Below are 18,075 nucleotides of genomic sequence, written 5' to 3' on the forward strand. Positions count from 1 at the left end.
ACGCCCAAGCCACCACGAAAGGAACACCCCCGATCCGCAAGGGACCGGGGGTGTTTCGCACCCGCCACCGCGCTCAGTCGTGGTCCGCGAGGATGGCGGTGACTTGGATCTCGACGCGCATCTTCGGACTCGCCAGCGCGGCGACGCCGATGCATGTCCACAGGGGTGCGTGGTCGCCCATGCGGCGGCGGAACTGTTGGACCATGGTGTCCAGGTGCTCGGGCCCGATCCGGCCGTCCGCGTCGGGCAGGTGGTAGGAGTGCACGTGCACCACGTCCCGCCAGCCGGCCCCGGCCGCCGACAGGGTCCGTTCGACGTTGCCGAAGGCCGCGACGACCTCGTCGCGGACCGACTCGGGATAGCGCCAGTGCTCATCCCAGCCTCCCTGACCGGCGGTCTCCACCCGGTCGCCGTACCGAACGACCTGCGAATAGTGGTGCTCCCGCAGCTGATGGTCGCCATAGCCGGGAGTGACAGAGAATATCGGCCTACCCATGTGTGCCATCTTCGTCGCGTCGGCGCCGTGGGTACTCGCTTGAGGCGAATCCACCGCGGGCGCCGCCGTACGCCCCTACTGTGCTGACATGCAGACGCTGCTGTTCGCGCTCGGGCTGGTCCTGTTCCTGCTCGGGCTGCTCACCGGGCTGGCCGTGCCCGCACTGAAGAATCCGCGCATGGCGCTGTCGAGCCACCTCGAGGCGTTGCTCAACGGCATCTTCCTGGTGGTGCTCGGCCTGCTGTGGCCGCACCTTCACCTGTCCCCCGCGTGGGGGATCGCGGCGGTCGCACTGGTCGCCTACGCCGGCTACGCGAACTGGTTGGCGACGCTGCTCGCGGCGGCGTGGGGTGCCGGCCGCCGATTCGCGCCGATTGCGACCGGCGACCACGAGTCCTCGGTCGGCAAAGAGGGGTTCGTCAGCTTTTTGCTGATATCCCTGTCCCTGGCGATCTTGGCCGGCGTCGTGATCGTGATCGCCGGCCTCTGAGGGCCTACACCGCGTGGGCGTCGGGGGTGCGGACGTGCTCGGGACGGAAACCGCGCCCGACGAAGATCGGCGGAATCGCTTGCAGCGGACCCATTCCCACGATCTTGGGGACGCGGATCGGGGATAGGTCACCGCTCAGGTTGGGCGCGATCGCGTTGTCTTGCATCAGCACCTGGAACGCCTGGACGATCCGGGTTGGTAGCTCGCGGCGCCGCTGCACTTTCGCGAGGTCTTGGTCGGTCAGTCGTCCTTCGCGGAGCGGTGCGCACAGGGCGTTGGCGGCGGCGACCGCGTCGGCCACGGCGAGGTTGATGCCGACCCCGCCGGCCGGCGACATGGCGTGCGCCGCATCGCCGATGCACAGCAGGCCGGTGCGCCACCACGTCGCGAGGCGGTCCACCCGGACGTCGAGTTGGCTGGTGTCTTCCCACGAAGTCAGGTCGTTGACGTGTTCGCGCAGCCGCGGTTGCGCGGTCACGATCCGCTCCTTGAACTCCTCTAGGGATCCCTCCCGCGGGTTCGATCCCTTCGGCATCAGATAGGCGATCTGCCAGTAATCGCCGCGATAAATCATCGCCATCATCAGGCCCTTGCGCAGCACCGCGAATAGTTCCTCGGGGTCGCCCGGGCGCCATTTCAGGCGGAACCACAGCACGTCCATCGGGGAGTGCGCCGCGGCGGTCTGCTGCCCGGCCGCGGCGCGCACCGCGGACTTGCGTCCATCTGCGGCTATCACCAGCTGGGCGCGCACCTCCAGGTTCGGCGTGCGCACCCCGGCCACCCGGTCGCCCTCGACGATCACGTCGGTGACCTCGGCATTGCGAACCAACGTGAATTCGGGGTAGGCAGAAGCCTTTTCGGCGAGGAAGTCGAGAAAGTCCCACTGCGGCATCATGGCGATATAGGGCTGCCGGAACCCGAGCCGCTTGAGCACCTTGAAGTTGCCGAAGGTGCGAATCGAGCCGTCAGTGTCGAAGGCGACGCGGTCGATCTTGGTGTGCGGTAGCCGCAGGAACTCGTCGATGAACCCCAGCTCATCCATGATCCGCAGGGTGCTCGGATGCACGGTGTCGCCGCGGAAGTCGCGCAGGAAGTCGTTGTGCTTTTCCAACACGACAACCCGGATTCCGGCGCGGGCGAGCAGCAGGGCATGGACCATGCCGGCGGGACCGCCGCCGGCGACACACACCTGGGTCTGCATCACTTGCGTCATGGGCGGGACTCCTCGTGGAGTGGGCTACGGTTGCACCCTACGACATCGACACCGTCCGTGACGTCCGCGCCGACCCATTCGTGTGCGCCGTCGCGGCGGAGATTCAGGCGAAGCGATCCGCGGGCGTCGGCCCGATGCCAAACACCTGTACCTCGGCCGACTTTCCCTTCAGGGCGTGAAACCCCCTGTCCCTCAGCCCGATTGGTCGGGAACGCAGCGCGTTGACGGTCTGGTGGGTCAGCAGGATCGCGTCCCCGATGGTCTTGGTGAGCTGCTCGACGCGGGCCGCGACGTTCACCGCGTCGCCGATGAGCGTGAATTCGAGTTTGCCTCCACCACCGATGGTTCCGGCGATCACCTTGCCGGTGTTGATCCCGATGCCGATGCGAAGCTCACCGCCGAATCGCTCGGCCACGCGGCGGTGGATCAGCACGGCTGTGTTCACCGCGGCATCGGCATGATCGGCGAGCTCGTTGGGAGCACCGAACACGGCCAGCGCCCCGTCCCCCAGGAACTTGTTCACGTGTCCCCCGGCGTCGACCACGGCCGGCACCACGATGTGGAAAAGGGCGTTGAGTCGGGCGACCGTGTCCTCGGCGGAGTTCGCCTCGGCGAATGGGGTGAAATCGCGGATGTCGACGAACATCACCGACACCTCGCGACGCTCCCCGCTGAACACGTCGTCGCCCTGCTGCAGTAACCGCGCGGCCAGGATGGGGTCGACGTAGGTGCCGAACGCGCTCTGAAGTCGTTGCCGCTCGGCCAAACCCGCCTGCATTCGGTTGAACGACGCTGCCAGCGCGCCGAGGTCGTCGTCCTGGACCACGGGCAGACGCCGGCTGTAATCGCCCGCCGCAACGCGTTTCGTCCCCTCGGCCAGATCGCGAATCGGCCTCAAGGACGGCGCGAGTGCAGCACCAACGGTCATCGGCATCCCGAATGCGAGCACCAACGCGCACCCGATACCGGCAAAGAGCACCGGTTGCTCACGCGCCCAGCGGAATGCGGCCACCAACATGGTGCCGTCAACGGCGAACAGAAACGAACTCGCCAGCAGGGCCGCGCTCGACCAAAAGGCGAAAGTCGGCCGGGAGCGCGGCAGGTCGTCACCGACCGGCGTGCCACCGACGATCGCCATTCTGGCCGGCCGCGCCGCCGCTTCCGCCGTGCCGTGCACTCCACTCATCATCACGGCCGTCCCCATCAAGGTGCCCACGACGCCGTACTGGACGCGTTGCGACCACGTCGCCCCGGCAACAGCGGCAGCAACGATGGACCACAGCCCGGTCCACACAGCGTTGAAAGCCACCGCCCGAACGACCGTCCCGCGCGCCCAGGCGTAGGTGGCGTCCAGTGCGCTCACCCGGTCGACATCGTGACCGCCCGCCCACCGCTGCACCAGGCGCCCGAGACCCGCGCCGGGAAGCACTGTCACGTACCACGCCACGGGTGCGGCGATAAGGGCGAGGACAGCCGTCTCGACGTAGCGACCGGATCCCTGCACGGCGACGATCAAGTACAACCAGAACAGGTAGGTCCACAGCATCATGGGGAGTCCGACGGCGTAGACCGCCCACGAGTAGCGCGTCTTGTACCGATCCCACGCCCACTGCCAGATGCGGTCCATGCCGCGACCGTAGACGCTCAACCGCGGATCGCGGGCGGGGTCAGCAAACAAACAAGCGCCCCCGGCCATGCGGCCGGGGGCGCTTGTCGTCGCTCACTCAGTGATGGTGGTGATGACCGTGGCCGTGGTCGTCGGCCTCCTCGGCCGGCTTGTCAACCACCGCGGTCTCGGTGGTCAGCACCATCCGGGCCACCGAGGCCGCGTTGAGCACCGCCGAACGGGTGACCTTGACCGGGTCGATGACGCCGTCGGCGATCAGGTCGCCGTAGGTCAGCTTGTCCGCGTTGAGCCCGTGCCCGTTGGGCAGCTCGGTCACCTTGTGCACCGCGACCGCGCCGTCGAGCCCGGCGTTGGTGGCGATCCAATACAGTGGCGCCGCCAGCGCCTCGGAGAACACGTTGACGCCCAGCGCCTGGTCGCCGCTCAGCGAGCCGCGCAGCGTGTCCAGCGCCGCCCGGGTCTTCAGCAGCGCCGAGCCGCCGCCGGCGACGATGCCCTCCTCGACCGCGGCCTTGGCCGCCGCGACGGCATCCTCGACGCTCTCCTTGCGTTCCTTCAGCGCGGTCTCGGTCGCGGCTCCCACCTGGATCACGGCCACGCCGCCGGCCAACTTGGCCAGCCGTTCCTGCAGCTTCTCGCGGTCCCAGTCGGAGTCGCTCGCCTCGATCTCGGCGCGCAGCTGCTTGATGCGGTTGGCCACGGCGTCCTTGGTGCCGCCGCCGTCGACGATGACGGTGTCGTCCTTGCTGACCACCACGCGGCGAGCCGAGCCCAGCACGTCGGTGCCGACCTCGCGCAGCAACAGGCCCGCGTCGGGGTTGATCACCTGGCCGCCGGTCACTATCGCCAGATCCTCCAGGAACGCCTTGCGGCGGTCGCCGAAGAACGGCGCCTTGACCGCGACGGCCCGCAGCGTCTTGCGGATGGAGTTGACGACCAGGGTGGCCAGCGCCTCGCCCTCGATGTCCTCGGCGATGATCAGCAGCGGCTTGCCGGATTCGGCGACCTTCTCCAGCATCGGCAGCAGGTCGGGCAGCGAGCTGATCTTGTCCTGGTGCAACAGGATCACCGGGTCGTCCAGCACGGCCTGCTGGGCGTCGAAGTCGGTGACGAAATACGCCGACAGGAAGCCCTTGTCGAAACCGACGCCCTCGGTGAACTCGAGCTCGGTGCTCAGCGTCGAGGATTCTTCGACGCTGACGACGCCGTCGGTGCCGACCTTGGTCATCGCCTCGCCGACCAGCTCACCCAGCAGTTGGTCGCGCGAGGACACGGTCGCCACCTGCGCGATCGCGTCCTTGCCGGAGACCGGGGTGGCCGCGGCCAGCAGCGCCTCGGACACCGCGTCGGCGGCCTTGCTGATTCCCGCGCCCAATTCGATGGGGTTGGCGCCGGCCGCGACCAACCGCAGGCCGCCCTTGACCAGCGCCTGCGCCAGCACGGTCGCCGTCGTGGTGCCGTCGCCGGCGACGTCGTTGGTCTTGGTGGCCACCGACTTCACCAGCTGGGCGCCCAGGTTCTCGAACGGGTCTTCCAGGTCGATCTCACGCGCGACGGTCACGCCGTCGTTGGTGACCGCGGGGCCGCCGAATGCCTTGGCCAGCACCACATGCCGGCCGCGCGGCCCGAGCGTCACCCGTACCGCGTCGGCGAGCGTGTTCACGCCCGCCTCGATGGCGCGACGCGCGGTCTCGTCGTACTCAATGATCTTGCTCATCAGGCTCCTTGTTTGAATGGCGGCGACCCGCTTCGCCCGGCTTCGCCGCGCTTGTGATCGCCACTAGCCCCAAAACGCATGCCGCCCCGGAAATCACCCGCGCAGGAGGCGGGGATCGCCGGGGCGGAACACGGTTCTTACTTGGAGACGACAGCCAGCACGTCGCGTGCCGACAGGATCAGGTACTCCTCGCCGTTGTACTTGATCTCGGTGCCGCCGTACTTGCTGTAGATGACGGTGTCGCCTTCCGAGACGTCCAGCGGGATGCGCTTCTCCCCGTCTTCGTCCCACCGGCCGGGGCCGACTGCGACGACGGTGCCTTCCTGCGGCTTCTCCTTGGCGGTGTCGGGAATGACCAGACCGGACGCGGTCGTGGTCTCGGCCTCGTTGGCCTGCACGAGAATCTTGTCCTCGAGTGGCTTGATGTTCACCTTCGCCACGATTGGAGCCCTCCACTGTTTGGGTCGGGTCCGGGACGCGCCCGGACCGGAGTTGACGGCCGACACGGGTTGACCCCGCACCTTCCGAGTTATCAGGTGTTCGGCATTCGTCCGCGCCCGAGCGCCGTCGTCGCGGGTGCCGACACAGGGCTTGGCCGATTGCCACCTAGCACTCTATACATGCGAGTGCTAGCACTCAAGGGCCCCCCGCTGCTTCTCCGGTGTCGTCGTGTCCGCGCTCAGCGAACATCAGCTCACCTGCGCTTTTACCACCGGCAGTCCCGGGTCGCTGGGCGCCTCCAACGGCGAGGGCGCCGCACCCGCGGCCACCAGGTGCGCGGCGAACGAGGCGATCATCGCGCCGTTGTCGGTGCACAGCCGGGGCCTGGGGATGCGCAGCGTCAGGCCCGCCTCGGCGCAGCGCTGCTCCGCCAGCTCGCGCAGCCGGGAATTGGCGGCCACGCCGCCCGCGATCAGCAGGGTCTTCACGCCGAGCTCGGTGGCCGCGCGCACCGCCTTCTTGGTCAGCACGTCGGCGACGGCTTCCTGGAATCCGGCCGCGATATCGGCGTTCACCGCGTCCGGGCGGCTTTCCAGATAACGCGCGACGGCCGTCTTGAGGCCGGAGAAGCTGAACGCGTACGGGTCGTCGCGCGGCCCGGTCATGCCGCGCGGAAACGCGATGGCGTCGCGATCACCGCTGCGGGCCAGCTCGTCGAGCACCCGGCCGCCCGGATAGCCCAGCCCCAGCAGCCTGGCCACCTTGTCGTAGGCCTCGCCCGCGGCGTCGTCGACGGTGCTGCCCAGCTCGACGATCGGCTCGCCGAGCGAGCGCACGTGCAGCAGGTGGGTGTGGCCGCCGGAGACCAGCAGCGCCACGCACTCGGGCAACGGCCCGTGCTCGTAGACGTCGGCGGCCAGATGCCCACCCAGGTGGTTCACCGCGTAGAAGGGCACCCCCCAGGCGGCCGAATACGCTTTGGCCGCAGCGATTCCCACCAGCAGGGCGCCGGCCAGCCCGGGACCGATGGTGGCCGCGACGACGTCGGGCTTGTCCAGCCCGGCGGTCGACAGCGCGCGGCGCATAGCGGGGCCCAACGCCTCCAGATGTGCGCGCGAGGCGATCTCGGGGACCACGCCGCCGAATCGCACGTGTTCGTCGACGCTGGACGCCACCTCGTCGGCCAGCAGCGTCACGGTGCCGTCGGCGCCCAGTCGTGCGATGCCGACTCCCGTTTCGTCGCACGAGGTTTCGATCGCGAGGATGGTGCTCATGTGGGCTCCTTGCGCATCGTGTACGCGTCCGCGCCGCTCACCCGGTAATAGCGGCGGCGCAGGCCGATTCGCTCGAACCCAACGCTGGCATACAGCCCGATGGCGGCCTCGTTGTCGGTGCGGACTTCCAGGTACACCGCGCCGCCGTCGGCGAAGGTCAGCAGCTCGTCGAGCAGCCGGCGGCCGATGCCCCGACCCTGATACGCCGGATCCACGCCGATGGTGTGCACCTCGTATTCGTAGGGCGGGGTGCGGCCCAACCGGGAAATGCCGGCGTAGCCGACCAGCGTCTCGCCCACCCGCGCGCCCACGTAATGGTTGTGGGCACTGGCCAATTCGCGGTGGAACGCCGCCGCGGGCCAGGGGTCGTCGCCGTCGAACAGCTGCGCCTCCAGCTCCGCGCACCGCTGGGCGTCCGCCCGGGTCAGGCCGCCGACGGTCAAGGGCTCGCTGTGGGCCGTCATCGCCGCGCCGCCAACGGTGTGGCGTCCGGCCGACGCAGGTACAGGGCCACCAGCGGCTCGGGGTCGGCGGACCAATCAGTCACGGCGCCAACCAATCCGGTCGGCGTCGGGCAGCTCGGCTCGCAGACCGGCAGGCCGAACAGGCGGGCGTGGTCGGGTGAGCCGGCAACGACCGCCGCGGCGCCCGGATCGACGTCCGCCGGGGCGTTGACCGCCGGGCCGTGGGTGCGCACGCCGTCGCGGTAGCGGGCCCAATAGACCTCGCGCCGGCGGGCGTCGGTGACCACCAAGGTTTCCCCGATGGTGCGCACACCGATGGCGTCCAGGCTGCACACCCCGTACACCGGGATGCCCAGCGCATGCCCGTAGGCGGCGGCCGTGGCCATCCCGGCCCGCAGGCCGGTGAACGGCCCCGGGCCGCAGCCCACCACGACGGCATCCAGGTCGGCCATCGTCAGCTTCGAATCGGCCAGGGCGGCAATCACATTGGGGGTGAGGCGTTCGGCGTGGGCCCGGGCGTCGACCGTGACCCGCTCGGCGAGCACGCACAGGTCGTCACGCCGCACGATGCCGGCCGTCACCGCCGGGGTGGAGGTGTCGAGGGCGAGGACGATGGTCACGGATCGCCCCCATCGTCGGCGTTGCCAGCGTTGTCGGCCCACCGCCAGGTGGCGATTCGCACGTCGGATCCGGTGACGCGCTCGAGCCGGATGTCCAGATGCCGCTCGGCGAGCCGCTCGACCAGGCCCTCGCCCCATTCCACCACGACGACAGCGTCCTCGAGATCGCTGTCCAAGTCCAGTGAATCGAGTTCACCGAGCAGATCGGCGCCCTGGTTGCCGGTGTGGTCGAGCAGCCGGTACATGTCGACGTGAATCATGGTGGGGGCGCCCGGGCGCCGCGCCGGATGCACGCGCGCCAACACGTAGGACGGTGAGGTGACCGGTCCGTCGACATCCATGGCCGCGGCAATTCCCTTGGCCAGCACGGTCTTCCCCGCCCCGAGCGGGCCGGTGAGCACCACCACGTCACCCGCCCGCAGCTGTCTGCCCAGCCGCGACCCCAGCGCCATGGTGTCCTCGACCCGGTCGCAGGTCGCGGTGCCGCCGCCACCTTCAGCCACGGCGCCGCAACCTTTCTCGCATCCGCCGCATGCGCAGCGCGGCCTTGCTCGGGGTGGCCCGCCTGACCAGTCGGACCAGTCCCCCGTTGATGGCGTCGGGCTTGTCCAGCAGCGCCAGGTGGCTGGCGCCGACGACGATGACCAGCTCGGACTGCGGCAGGCTGGCGGCCATCCTCCGGGAATATTCGTCGGGGGTGAGCAGGTCGTGGTCACCGCACGCGATCAGCGTCGGGACCCGCAGCAGCGTCCACAGCCCGGCGGTTTCGTCATGCTTTTCCAGCGCGTCCAAAAAGCCGACCATGGTCGGGATCGGGGTGCTGTTCATCATCCGCTGCGAGAAGGCGTCCAGGCTCCGGCTGACCTGCAGGTCGCTGTAGGAGGCGGCCCGCAGCACCGGGCCTATCAACGACCGCGACACGTTGCGGCCCCGGTGCATCAGCTTGGGCGCGGACCGGGCGGCCACCCGAACCGCTTCCAGCGCGGGGTTTTTCAGGATCTCACCCAGCGGGGAGCGGGAAACACCTTCGGCCGCAGACGAAATCAGCGCCGCACCCACGATTCGGCGTCCGTACTGTTCGGGGAACTGACGGGCGTGGGACAACACCGTCATGCCGCCCATCGAGTGGCCCACCAGCACGATCATGCCGCGCGGCGCCACCACGTTCAGCACGGTCTGCAGGTCCCTGCCGAGTTGGGTCAGCGTGTAGGTCTCCGGATCGGCCTCGCCGGATCTGCCGTGGCCGCGCTGGTCATAGAAGACCATCCGCACGTCGGGGCCCAACTGATCGGGCAATCGGGTGCGCTGAAAATGGAAGGCTCCCATCTGCAGGCAGAAGCCGTGGACGAACACCAGGGTCAGCGGCGCATCGGCCGGACCGGTATCGCGCACGGCCAGCGGAACCCCGTCGGGTGTGGTCACCACCACGCCGGCATCGTCCTCGAGCCGGTTGAAATCCTCGTTCGCATAAGGGTCTTCGGCCGCGGCGCGCTGGGTCATCGACCGGCGGGCGGACGCGCCGATGATGGTGGCGACGGCCGTCACCCCCGCGCCTCCCGCGAGCCAGGCCCTGCCCCTGCGGCGCCTGCGGGATTCCTCAGGACTCAACGGTTCGCGCCTCGCGGTAGGTCCTGGTGATTCGCCCGCGGGGGCTGGTCACGACTTCGTAGTGGATGGTGCCGACCAGGTCGGCCCAGTCCTGCGCGGTGGGTTCACCGTTTGCGCCGGACCCGAACAGGATCGCCTCGTCCCCTTCGGCCACGTCAATGGGTCCCGGGCCGAGATCGACGACGAACTGGTCCATGCAGATGCGCCCGACGCCCGGCCGGCGGCTGCCGTTGATCAGCACCTCGAGCCGCCCGCCCAGCGACCGGAAGACGCCGTCGGCGTAGCCGACGGGCAGCAGCGCGAGGGTGGTGTCGCGCCGCGCGGTCCAGGTGTGGCCGTAGGACACGCTCTCCCCGGCGCGGATCGACTTCACCAGCGCCACAGCGCATTTCACCGTCATCGCCGGTATCAAACCCATGTCGCCGCGCTCGGGCACCGGGCTCAGCCCGTAGATCGCGATGCCGGGGCGCACCATGTCGAAGGCCAGGTCGGGACGGGACATGGTGGCCGACGAATTCGACAGGTGCGCCACGTCGAACCGCACGCCCTTCTCGCGCGCCTGCGCCAGCATGTCGCTGAAGCGTTGGGCCTGAAGGTTGTTCACGGGATTGGCGGGCTCATCGGCGTACACCATGTGCGACATCACGCCGCGCAGCACGATGGCCTCCTCGGCGACGGCCCGGCCCAGCGCGGTCAGCATCCCGGGGTATTGCCCGGGCGGCACCCCGTTGCGGTTCAGCCCGGTGTCCACCTTGACGGTGACGGTCGCGGTCCGTCCGGTGCGGCGCGCCGCGTCCACCACCTCGTCGAGCTGGCGCTGCGACGACACGGCGATCTGCACGTCGGCCAGCAGCGCGGGCCCGAAGTCGATGCCGGGCGGATGCAACCAGGCCAGCACCGGCGCGGTGATCCCGTCGGCGCGCAGCGCCAGGGCCTCGGCGGCGGTGGCGACGCCCAATTCGGTGGCCCCCGCGGCCAGCGCGGCGCGCGCCGACGGGGTAGCCCCGTGGCCGTAGCCGTCGGCCTTGACCACGGCCATCACCTGGGCGCCGCCGGCCTGTTCGCGCAGCAATCGCACGTTGTGCTCAATCGCGCCCAGGTCCACCAGGGCCTCGGCGAGGAGCCCCGGTGTCAGGGATATCGGCGTTGCGGACACGACCGCCATTCTCCCAGACCGTGCGAATGGGCCGTCGAACGTCGACCTGTCCTGCGGAATTCCGCCCTGGTTGGCCCAAGAAGTCGACGTTCGGCGGCAGGCTTTCAGTGCGCGAAGTGCTCGGCGCTGTAGTGCCCGGCCGGCTTGAGCTTGTCCAGCGACGCCAACGCGGTGCGGGCGTCGTCGTGCAGGGCCCGGGCCAGGTCGGCGGACAGGCCCTCGCGGACCACGATGCGCAGCACCGAGATGTCGGTGGCGTTGTCGGGCATCGTGTAGGCGGGCACCTGCCAGCCATATCCGCGCAGCTCGTGGGAGACGTCGAACTCGGTGTAGCCCAGACCGCGCTGCAGCCGGAAGCTGACCACCGGGATCGCCGAGCCGTCCGAGATCAGCTCGCAGTGGTCTCCAACCCGCAGCTGCTCACCGAGCCAGCGCGCGGTCGACGACAGCGTCTGCATCACCTGCGTGTAGCCCTCGCTCCCGAGCCGCAGGAAGTTGTAGTACTGCCCGACGACCTGGTTGCCGGGGCGGGAGAAGTTCAGCGTGAAGGTCGGCATGTCGCCGCCCAGGTAATTGACGTGGAACACCAGGTCTTCGGGCAGGTACTCCTTGCTGCGCCACACCACGAACCCGACGCCGGGGTAGGTCAGGCCGTACTTGTGACCGCTGACGTTGATCGACACCACCCGCGGCAGCCGGAAGTCCCACTTCAGCTCGGGGTGCAGGAACGGCACGACGAACCCGCCGCTGGCCGCGTCGACGTGCACCGGGACGTCCACCCCGCCGCCGGCGGCCAGCTTGTCAAGGGCCGCGCAGATCTCGGCGATGGGCTCCAGCTCGCCGGTGTAGGTGGTGCCCAAAATCGCCACCACGCCGATGGTGTCCTCGTCGACGGCGTCGACGACCTGCTCGGGCGTGATGACGTAGCGCCCCTCCTCCATCGGCAGGTAGCGCGGTTCGACGTCGAAGTAGCGGCAGAACTTCTCCCAGACCACCTGGACGTTGGAGCCCATCACCAGGTTCGGGGTGCGGCCCTTCCAGTCTTTGCCGACCTTCTCGCGCCAGCGCCACTTCATGGCCAGCCCGCCGAGCATGACGGCCTCGCTGGATCCGATGGTGGACACGCCACACGCGCTGGACGGGTCGTCGTCGCGCAGCCCGTCGGCGTGGAACAGGTCGGCCACCATGCACACGCAGCGCTGCTCGATCGCGGCGGTGGCCGGGTATTCGTCCTTGTCGATCATGTTCTTGTCGAACGTCTCGGCCATCAACCGCCCGGCCTGGGGATCCATCCACGTCGTGACGAAGGTGGCCAGGTTCAGCCGAGAGCTGCCGTCGAGCATCAGCTCGTCATGGATGAAGCGGTAGGCGGCGTCGGGATCCATCGACTCGTCGGGCATCCGCAGCGCCGGCACCGGCGCGGTGAACAGGCGACCGGTGTAGGCGGGCGCGATCGAGTGGGCGGGCATGGACGGGTGTTGGGGCACAACGAATCCTCTCTATAGGGCGGCCAGGGCGGCTCTGATGTGCGGCACCATCCGCGATGCCGAGGTGGGCGCGTCGCCGGGGCCCGGGTCGGCGGCCGACAGGGCCGCCGCGCGCGCGTGCACGAAGGCCGCGGCGGCGGCCGCCTCGACCGCCGGCAGCCCGGCGGCCAGCAGCGCGCCGATCATCCCGGACAACACGTCACCGGAGCCGGCGGTGGACGCCCAGGACTGCCCGGCCGGATTGAGATACACCGGGCCGCCCGGATCGGCGATGACGGTGACGTTGCCCTTGAGCAGCACGGTGGCGCCGAAAGCGTCGGCCAGCTTGCGGCACGCGCCCACCCGGTCATCACCGGGCGGGTTACCCGCCAGCCGCGCGAATTCACCCGCATGCGGCGTCAGCACCGTCGGCGCCGCGCGGTTGGCCACCAACTCGGGGTGCGCGGCCAGGATGGTCAGCCCGTCGGCGTCCACGATCACCGGCAGGTCGGTTTCCAGCGCGAACCACAGCGCCGCCGCCCCGACGTCGTCGGTGCCCAGTCCCGGGCCGACGACCCAGGACTGCACCCGCCCGGCCGAGGCGGGGGTGGGCGAGGCGATCACCTCCGGCCAGTGCGCGAGCACCTCGCGGTGCGCGCTGCCCGCGTAGCGGACCATGCCCGAGGTGGCGGCGACGGCGGCGCCGGTGCACAGCACGGCGGCGCCCGGATACGTCGACGAGCCGGCCATCACGCCGGTGACGCCCTGGGAGTACTTGTCGTCGTGGGGCCCGGGCACCGGCCAGCGGGCGGCCACGTCGGCGGCCTCGAACCCCACCAGGTCGGTGTCGGGCAGGTCGAGCCCGATGTCGATCAGCTTCACCCGACCGCAATCGCCCAGCGCGTGCACGGGTTTGAGGCCGCCGAAGGTGACGGTCAGCGCGGCGCGCACGGCGGGACCGGTGATCGCGCCGGTGGCCGCGTCGATGCCGCTGGGGATGTCGACGGCGATCACCGGGATCCCGGCATCGTCGACGGCCGCGAACACCGCGGCGGCGGCGGGCCGCAGCGCGCCCGAGCCGGAGATGCCCACCACCCCGTCGATGACGAGATCGGTTGTCGGTGAGACGGTTTCGACGACGCGACCGCCGGCCTGTCGGAACGCCGCCAGGCCCTTGCGGTGGGTGCGCTCCGGGTTGAGCAGGATAGCGTCGGCGGCCGCGCCGCGCCGGCGCAGGAAGGTGGCCGCCCACAACGCGTCTCCGCCGTTGTCTCCGGAGCCGACGACCGCGCACACACGCCGCCCGGTTACCCCGCCGGTGCGCGCCGCTAACTCACCGATGATCTCGGTCGCCAGCCCATAGGCCGCGCGCCGCATCAAGGCGCCGTCGGGCAGGCTGGCCAGCAGTGGCGCTTCGGCCTGGCGGATCGCGTCTACCGAGTAGTAATGCCGCATCAGAGCCAGATTACGTGGCAGCGTCGCGGGCGCTTGGCGCGCACGGTTTTTCGTTCCTGGCCGGTGCCGACATCAGCTCGGGGTGGCCGGCGGCACGCGGCGGCGCACGATGGCCCGCAGGCGCGCCGGACTCAACTGCCGGCTGCCCTTGGAGCGCGTGCGCGTCATCGGGTAGAAGCACAGGCCGATGAGGATCGAGGTGAAGTGCCCGATCGCGGTGAAGTTCAGCTCGTTGCCCATGGTGATCAGCGGGAAACCGAAGATGACGAACAGCACCCCGAGATAGCCCCAGCGCCACGGCCGGGCGATGTGATAGGTCAGCACGGCCATCACGCCCACCAGGAAATAGCTCACCCCGATGTCGCGGGCGTGCACCAGCCGTTGCGACACGTCGTGTTCCTCGATCGCGAAGTACAGGATGCCTTCGCTGATGTAGGTGGCCAGGATGTGCGAACTCAATCCCACAGTGAGCCAGCGCAGCTGGCCCAGCCAGTGTTCGGCCGGCGCGAGGAACAGGGTGAACAGCAGCAGGTAGGGCTCGAAGTTCTTGCCGTCGATCCACAGCAGGCTGGAGAACAGGACGTCGAGCGGATCCCTGCCCAATTCGTGAATGTTGGTGGAGCGGTGCAGGAGTACCGAATGCAGTTCCCGGCCGGTGAGATGGGTCTGGATGATCGTCGTGATCATCAGCACCAGCAGCCAGCCATAGGTCAGCGGCGCGCTCGTGACGTAATGCCACACCGCCAGCGTCATGCTGCGCACGCGGGAGCGAACCGATGGATGCGCCACCCCTCAACCTTCGCACGCGCGGCGCGGCGCCGGAGGGCTTCGGCGGCAAACACGCCGCCGGCGTCCGGCTACTTCGCGGGCGCGGGGGCCGGTTCCGCCGGTGCGGGCGCCGGTTGCGCCGGCTCGGGCGCGGGCGGCGGTTTCAAATGCCGCCACCAGCAGCCGATGTAGAGAATCATCGAGACCGCCAGCGCCACCAGCACCCAGATGACGACGGTGATGTCGACCCAGCTGCCGAACGGTGGCGAGCCGGGTAGCGCGTTGCGCAACGGCACCACCGCGAACAGCATTGCCGCGTACCAGGTTGTCATCGGCGGCTGAAACGGCCGCCGGTCACGCGCGGTCTGGATCGCGACGACGAGGGCCAGGCTGGCGATCGTGATGAGCACGCCGAGGATGACGATGGCGAACGCCGCAGTGCTGAGCGAGCGCCGCACGTTCAGGCGGTACGGACCGTCGGCCTGGGCCCTGGTGGCCGAGAGCCGCCACCCCGACAGGTGGTCGACGAAGGTGACCGGCACGTGGTCGGGCGCCCGGTCGGTGTCGGGGCCGTAGAAGATCTCGACTTCGATCGGCCCCGAGCGGTATTCGTCGAACGGCCACCGCTCGATCTGGCCGGCGATGGTCAGCGGGACCGCCATCAGCCCGGGCAGCATGCCCTTGGTCCAGGTGTGCCGGGACGGCATGGCCGACGAACGCACCCGCAGGCTCAGATCGTCCTTGAGGTGGTGGGTTTTCGGGTCCAACAACGCCGATCCGGGATTGAACGCCAGGTTGACGGCGAGCACGCTGTTGTTGGACTGGATGTCTTCCACGTTGATGGTCGCCGACGGCCTGTCGCCATCGACCGACGGAGCCGTGACGTCCAGATGCCGTCCGCTGCCGCTTTGCGCGTACATCGCGACCGCCACCACGTATGCCGCGAGGATGAGGACGACAAGACCCACGACGCCGTACTTCGTGCCGGCCGATCGCATACTGCCTCCCGTGGGGACGTAGCCCAACCCACCTGCCGCAAATGCCGCCCCAGGGCAATGTAATGGATCGGCCGCGTGTGCGCCGGTGATACGGCGAAGCGGCGCGAGCTACGCTCGCCTACTCGACGGTGACGGACTTCGCCAGGTTTCGCGGCTTGTCGACGTCGTAGCCGCGGGCCTGCGCCACCGACGCGGCGAACACCTGCAGCGGGATCGTGGACAGCAGCGGCTGCAAAAGCGTTGATACCGCAGGGATTTCGATCAGGTGATCGGCGTAGGGGCGCACGGTGTCGTCGCCTTCCTCGGCGATCACGATGGTGATCGCGCCGCGCGCCTGGATCTCGCGGATGTTGGAGAGCAGCTTGGCGTGCAGGGTCGCGGAGTTCTTGGGGGACGGCATGATGACGATCACCGGCAGGTCGTCTTCGATCAGCGCGATCGGGCCGTGCTTGAGCTCGCCGGCGGCAAATCCCTCGGCGTGCATGTAGGCCAATTCCTTGAGTTTGAGCGCACCTTCGAGGGCCACCGGGTACCCGACGTGGCGGCCCAGGAACAGTACCGTCGGCGACGAGGCGAATTGGTAGGCCAGGGCGGCCACCGGCTTGATCGTCGCGATCACCCGGGCGACGAGGTCCGGCATCGCTTCCAGCTCGTGGTATTCGCGCTGCACCTCGTCGGGGTACTTGGTGCCCCGGGCCTGCGCCAGCGCCAGCCCCACCAGATAGTTGGCGGTGATCTGCGCCAGGAACGTCTTGGTGGAGGCCACCCCGATCTCCGGTCCGGCGCGGGTGTAGAGCACGGCGTCGCACTCGCGCGGGATCTGCGAGCCGTTGGTGTTGCAGATCGCCAGCACCTTGGCCTTCTGCTCCTTGGCGTGGCGGACCGCTTCGAGCGTGTCCGCGGTCTCGCCGGACTGCGAGATGGCGACCACCAGGGTGCTGCGGTCCAAAACCGGGTCGCGATACCGGAATTCGCTGGCCAGCTCGACCTCGACCGGCAGCCGCGTCCAGTGCTCGATCGCGTACTTGGCCAGCAGCCCGGAGTGATACGCGGTGCCGCAGGCGACCACGAACACCTTGTCGATCTCGCGCAGTTCCTGGTCGGACAGGCGCTGTTCGTCCAGGACGATCCGGCCGTCGACGAAGTGCCCCAGCAGGGTGTCGGCGACCGCGGCGGGCTGCTCGGCGATCTCCTTGAGCATGAAGTACTCGTAGCCGCCCTTCTCGGCGGCGGCCAGGTCCCAATCGATGTGGAACTCCCGGTAGGCGCCGGGCCCCAAGTCCTCGTTGCCGTCGAAGTCGGTGATCCGGTAACCGTCGGCGGTGATCACCACGGCCTGGTCCTGGCCGAGTTCGATGGCGTTGCGGGTGTGCGGGATGAACGCCGCGACGTCGGAGCCGACGAACATCTCGCCGTCGCCGATGCCGATCACCAGCGGGGTGGAGCGGCGCGCGGCGACGATGGTGCCGGGGTCGTCGGCGTTGGCGAACACCAACGTGAAGTGGCCGTCCAGCCGGCGCAGCACCGCGAGCACCGAGGCGGCGAAATCGCCCGCGGTGTCGCCGTGCCGATATGCCTGCGCCACCAGATGCACCGCGACCTCGGTGTCGGTGTCGCTGGCGAACTCCACGCCCTGGGCCTCCAGCTCGTGGCGCAGGTTGGCGTAGTTCTCGATGATGCCGTTGTGGACCACGGCGATCTTGCCGGCGGCGTCGCGGTGCGGGTGGGCGTTGCGGTCGGTGGGCCGCCCGTGGGTGGCCCACCGGGTGTGGCCCAGGCCGGTGGTCCCGGTCAAAGACGACGGCGGCATCTGGGCGACCGCCTCTTCCAGGTTGGCCAGCCGGCCGGCGCGGCGGCTGACCGTCAGCGTGCCGTCACCGTTGGCCAGGGCGACGCCCGACGAGTCGTAGCCGCGGTACTCCATCCGGCGCAGCGCGGCCATGACGACCTCGCAGGCGGGCTGCTGCCCGACGTAGCCGACGATTCCGCACATTCTGAACAGGGTAGTGCAGGTGCCGCACCGACCCCGCACTCCGCGGCCGGGATCAGGCCGCCCACCTGCGCAAAAGGCCCGCTGTGACCTTCCTCCATCGCCGCTTCTGGGTTCGCCGCCCCTGGGCGGTGGCCCCGCCCGGTCCATCATTCACTCAATCGCCATAAACGACGGAAATGTTTTTCACCTCATGTATTTGCGACGTTTTCGTGTCGCGGCAACCCCTACGGGACATGCCGCCTTACATTCGAAATGTCAGCAAAGACTGGAGAGGACCGGATCCAGCGAA

17 protein-coding genes are annotated in these 18,075 nt (G+C 69.3%); 1 reads left to right on the forward strand and 16 read right to left on the reverse strand.

The window, feature by feature from the left end; translation table 11 throughout:
- Positions 1-73: 73 nt before the first annotated feature.
- Positions 74-496 (reverse strand): Rid family hydrolase, encoded by a 423-nt coding sequence (locus AC5Y5B_RS24440; protein ID WP_500007149.1) that lies wholly within the window; start codon positions 494-496, stop codon positions 74-76.
- Positions 497-584: 88 nt separating this feature from the next.
- Here AC5Y5B_RS24440 and AC5Y5B_RS24445 point away from each other — a divergent pair, with 88 nt between their 5' ends.
- Positions 585-986, forward strand: a complete 402-nt coding sequence (locus AC5Y5B_RS24445; RefSeq protein ID WP_112634819.1) for a styrene oxide isomerase — start codon at positions 585-587, stop codon at positions 984-986.
- Positions 987-990: 4 nt separating this feature from the next.
- On the opposite strand, the gene AC5Y5B_RS24450 is transcribed toward AC5Y5B_RS24445, so the two are convergent.
- From AC5Y5B_RS24450 to glmS, 15 genes are all read right to left on the reverse strand, one after another.
- On the reverse strand, positions 991-2,199 hold the full coding sequence (locus AC5Y5B_RS24450) for an FAD-dependent oxidoreductase (RefSeq protein ID WP_500007151.1): 1,209 nt from the start codon (positions 2,197-2,199) through the stop codon (positions 991-993).
- Positions 2,200-2,302: 103 nt separating this feature from the next.
- Complete coding sequence (locus AC5Y5B_RS24455) at positions 2,303-3,826, reverse strand: adenylate/guanylate cyclase domain-containing protein (RefSeq protein ID WP_112634835.1); 1,524 nt, start codon at positions 3,824-3,826, stop codon at positions 2,303-2,305.
- Between the two features lie 97 nt (positions 3,827-3,923).
- Positions 3,924-5,543: a chaperonin GroEL gene (groL, locus tag AC5Y5B_RS24460; RefSeq protein ID WP_500007154.1), complete on the reverse strand. Its 1,620-nt coding sequence runs from the start codon at positions 5,541-5,543 to the stop codon at positions 3,924-3,926.
- 137 nt (positions 5,544-5,680) lie between these two features.
- Positions 5,681-5,983, reverse strand: coding sequence for a co-chaperone GroES (groES, locus tag AC5Y5B_RS24465; RefSeq protein ID WP_007167930.1), 303 nt, complete (start codon positions 5,981-5,983; stop codon positions 5,681-5,683).
- Between the two features lie 249 nt (positions 5,984-6,232).
- Positions 6,233-7,258, reverse strand: coding sequence for a tRNA (adenosine(37)-N6)-threonylcarbamoyltransferase complex transferase subunit TsaD (tsaD, locus tag AC5Y5B_RS24470; protein ID WP_500007157.1), 1,026 nt, complete (start codon positions 7,256-7,258; stop codon positions 6,233-6,235).
- A complete protein-coding gene (rimI, locus tag AC5Y5B_RS24475; RefSeq protein ID WP_500007160.1) occupies positions 7,255-7,722 on the reverse strand; it encodes a ribosomal protein S18-alanine N-acetyltransferase in 468 nt (155 codons plus the stop codon). The genes tsaD and rimI overlap by 4 nt, the downstream gene beginning before the upstream one ends.
- Positions 7,719-8,342 carry a tRNA (adenosine(37)-N6)-threonylcarbamoyltransferase complex dimerization subunit type 1 TsaB gene (gene tsaB / locus AC5Y5B_RS24480; protein ID WP_500007164.1) on the reverse strand — a complete coding sequence of 208 codons (624 nt, stop codon included), beginning with the start codon at positions 8,340-8,342 and terminating at the stop codon, positions 7,719-7,721. Before tsaB ends, rimI begins: the two co-directional genes overlap by 4 nt.
- A complete protein-coding gene (gene tsaE / locus AC5Y5B_RS24485) occupies positions 8,339-8,845 on the reverse strand; it encodes a tRNA (adenosine(37)-N6)-threonylcarbamoyltransferase complex ATPase subunit type 1 TsaE (protein WP_112634825.1) in 507 nt (168 codons plus the stop codon). Before tsaE ends, tsaB begins: the two co-directional genes overlap by 4 nt.
- On the reverse strand, positions 8,838-9,887 hold the full coding sequence (locus tag AC5Y5B_RS24490) for an alpha/beta fold hydrolase (RefSeq protein WP_205869203.1): 1,050 nt from the start codon (positions 9,885-9,887) through the stop codon (positions 8,838-8,840). The genes tsaE and AC5Y5B_RS24490 overlap by 8 nt, the downstream gene beginning before the upstream one ends.
- 52 nt (positions 9,888-9,939) lie before the next feature.
- Positions 9,940-11,106, reverse strand: a complete 1,167-nt coding sequence (gene alr, locus AC5Y5B_RS24495) for an alanine racemase (RefSeq protein WP_205869204.1) — start codon at positions 11,104-11,106, stop codon at positions 9,940-9,942.
- A gap of 104 nt (positions 11,107-11,210) precedes the next feature.
- Positions 11,211-12,575, reverse strand: a complete 1,365-nt coding sequence (gad, locus tag AC5Y5B_RS24500; protein ID WP_500007226.1) for a glutamate decarboxylase — start codon at positions 12,573-12,575, stop codon at positions 11,211-11,213.
- Positions 12,576-12,605: 30 nt separating this feature from the next.
- A complete protein-coding gene (locus tag AC5Y5B_RS24505; RefSeq protein ID WP_500007168.1) occupies positions 12,606-14,027 on the reverse strand; it encodes an NAD(P)H-hydrate dehydratase in 1,422 nt (473 codons plus the stop codon).
- A gap of 72 nt (positions 14,028-14,099) precedes the next feature.
- The gene (locus tag AC5Y5B_RS24510) at positions 14,100-14,816 is read right to left on the reverse strand and encodes a rhomboid-like protein (protein ID WP_500007173.1); all 717 of its coding nucleotides are present in this window, start codon (positions 14,814-14,816) and stop codon (positions 14,100-14,102) included.
- Between the two features lie 68 nt (positions 14,817-14,884).
- Complete coding sequence (locus AC5Y5B_RS24515; protein WP_500007177.1) at positions 14,885-15,793, reverse strand: DUF4436 domain-containing protein; 909 nt, start codon at positions 15,791-15,793, stop codon at positions 14,885-14,887.
- 118 nt (positions 15,794-15,911) lie between these two features.
- Positions 15,912-17,786, reverse strand: coding sequence for a glutamine--fructose-6-phosphate transaminase (isomerizing) (gene glmS, locus AC5Y5B_RS24520; protein WP_500007180.1), 1,875 nt, complete (start codon positions 17,784-17,786; stop codon positions 15,912-15,914).
- Positions 17,787-18,075 lie beyond the last annotated feature (289 nt).

It is taken from the genome of Mycobacterium sp. NGS33 (assembly GCF_059812885.1).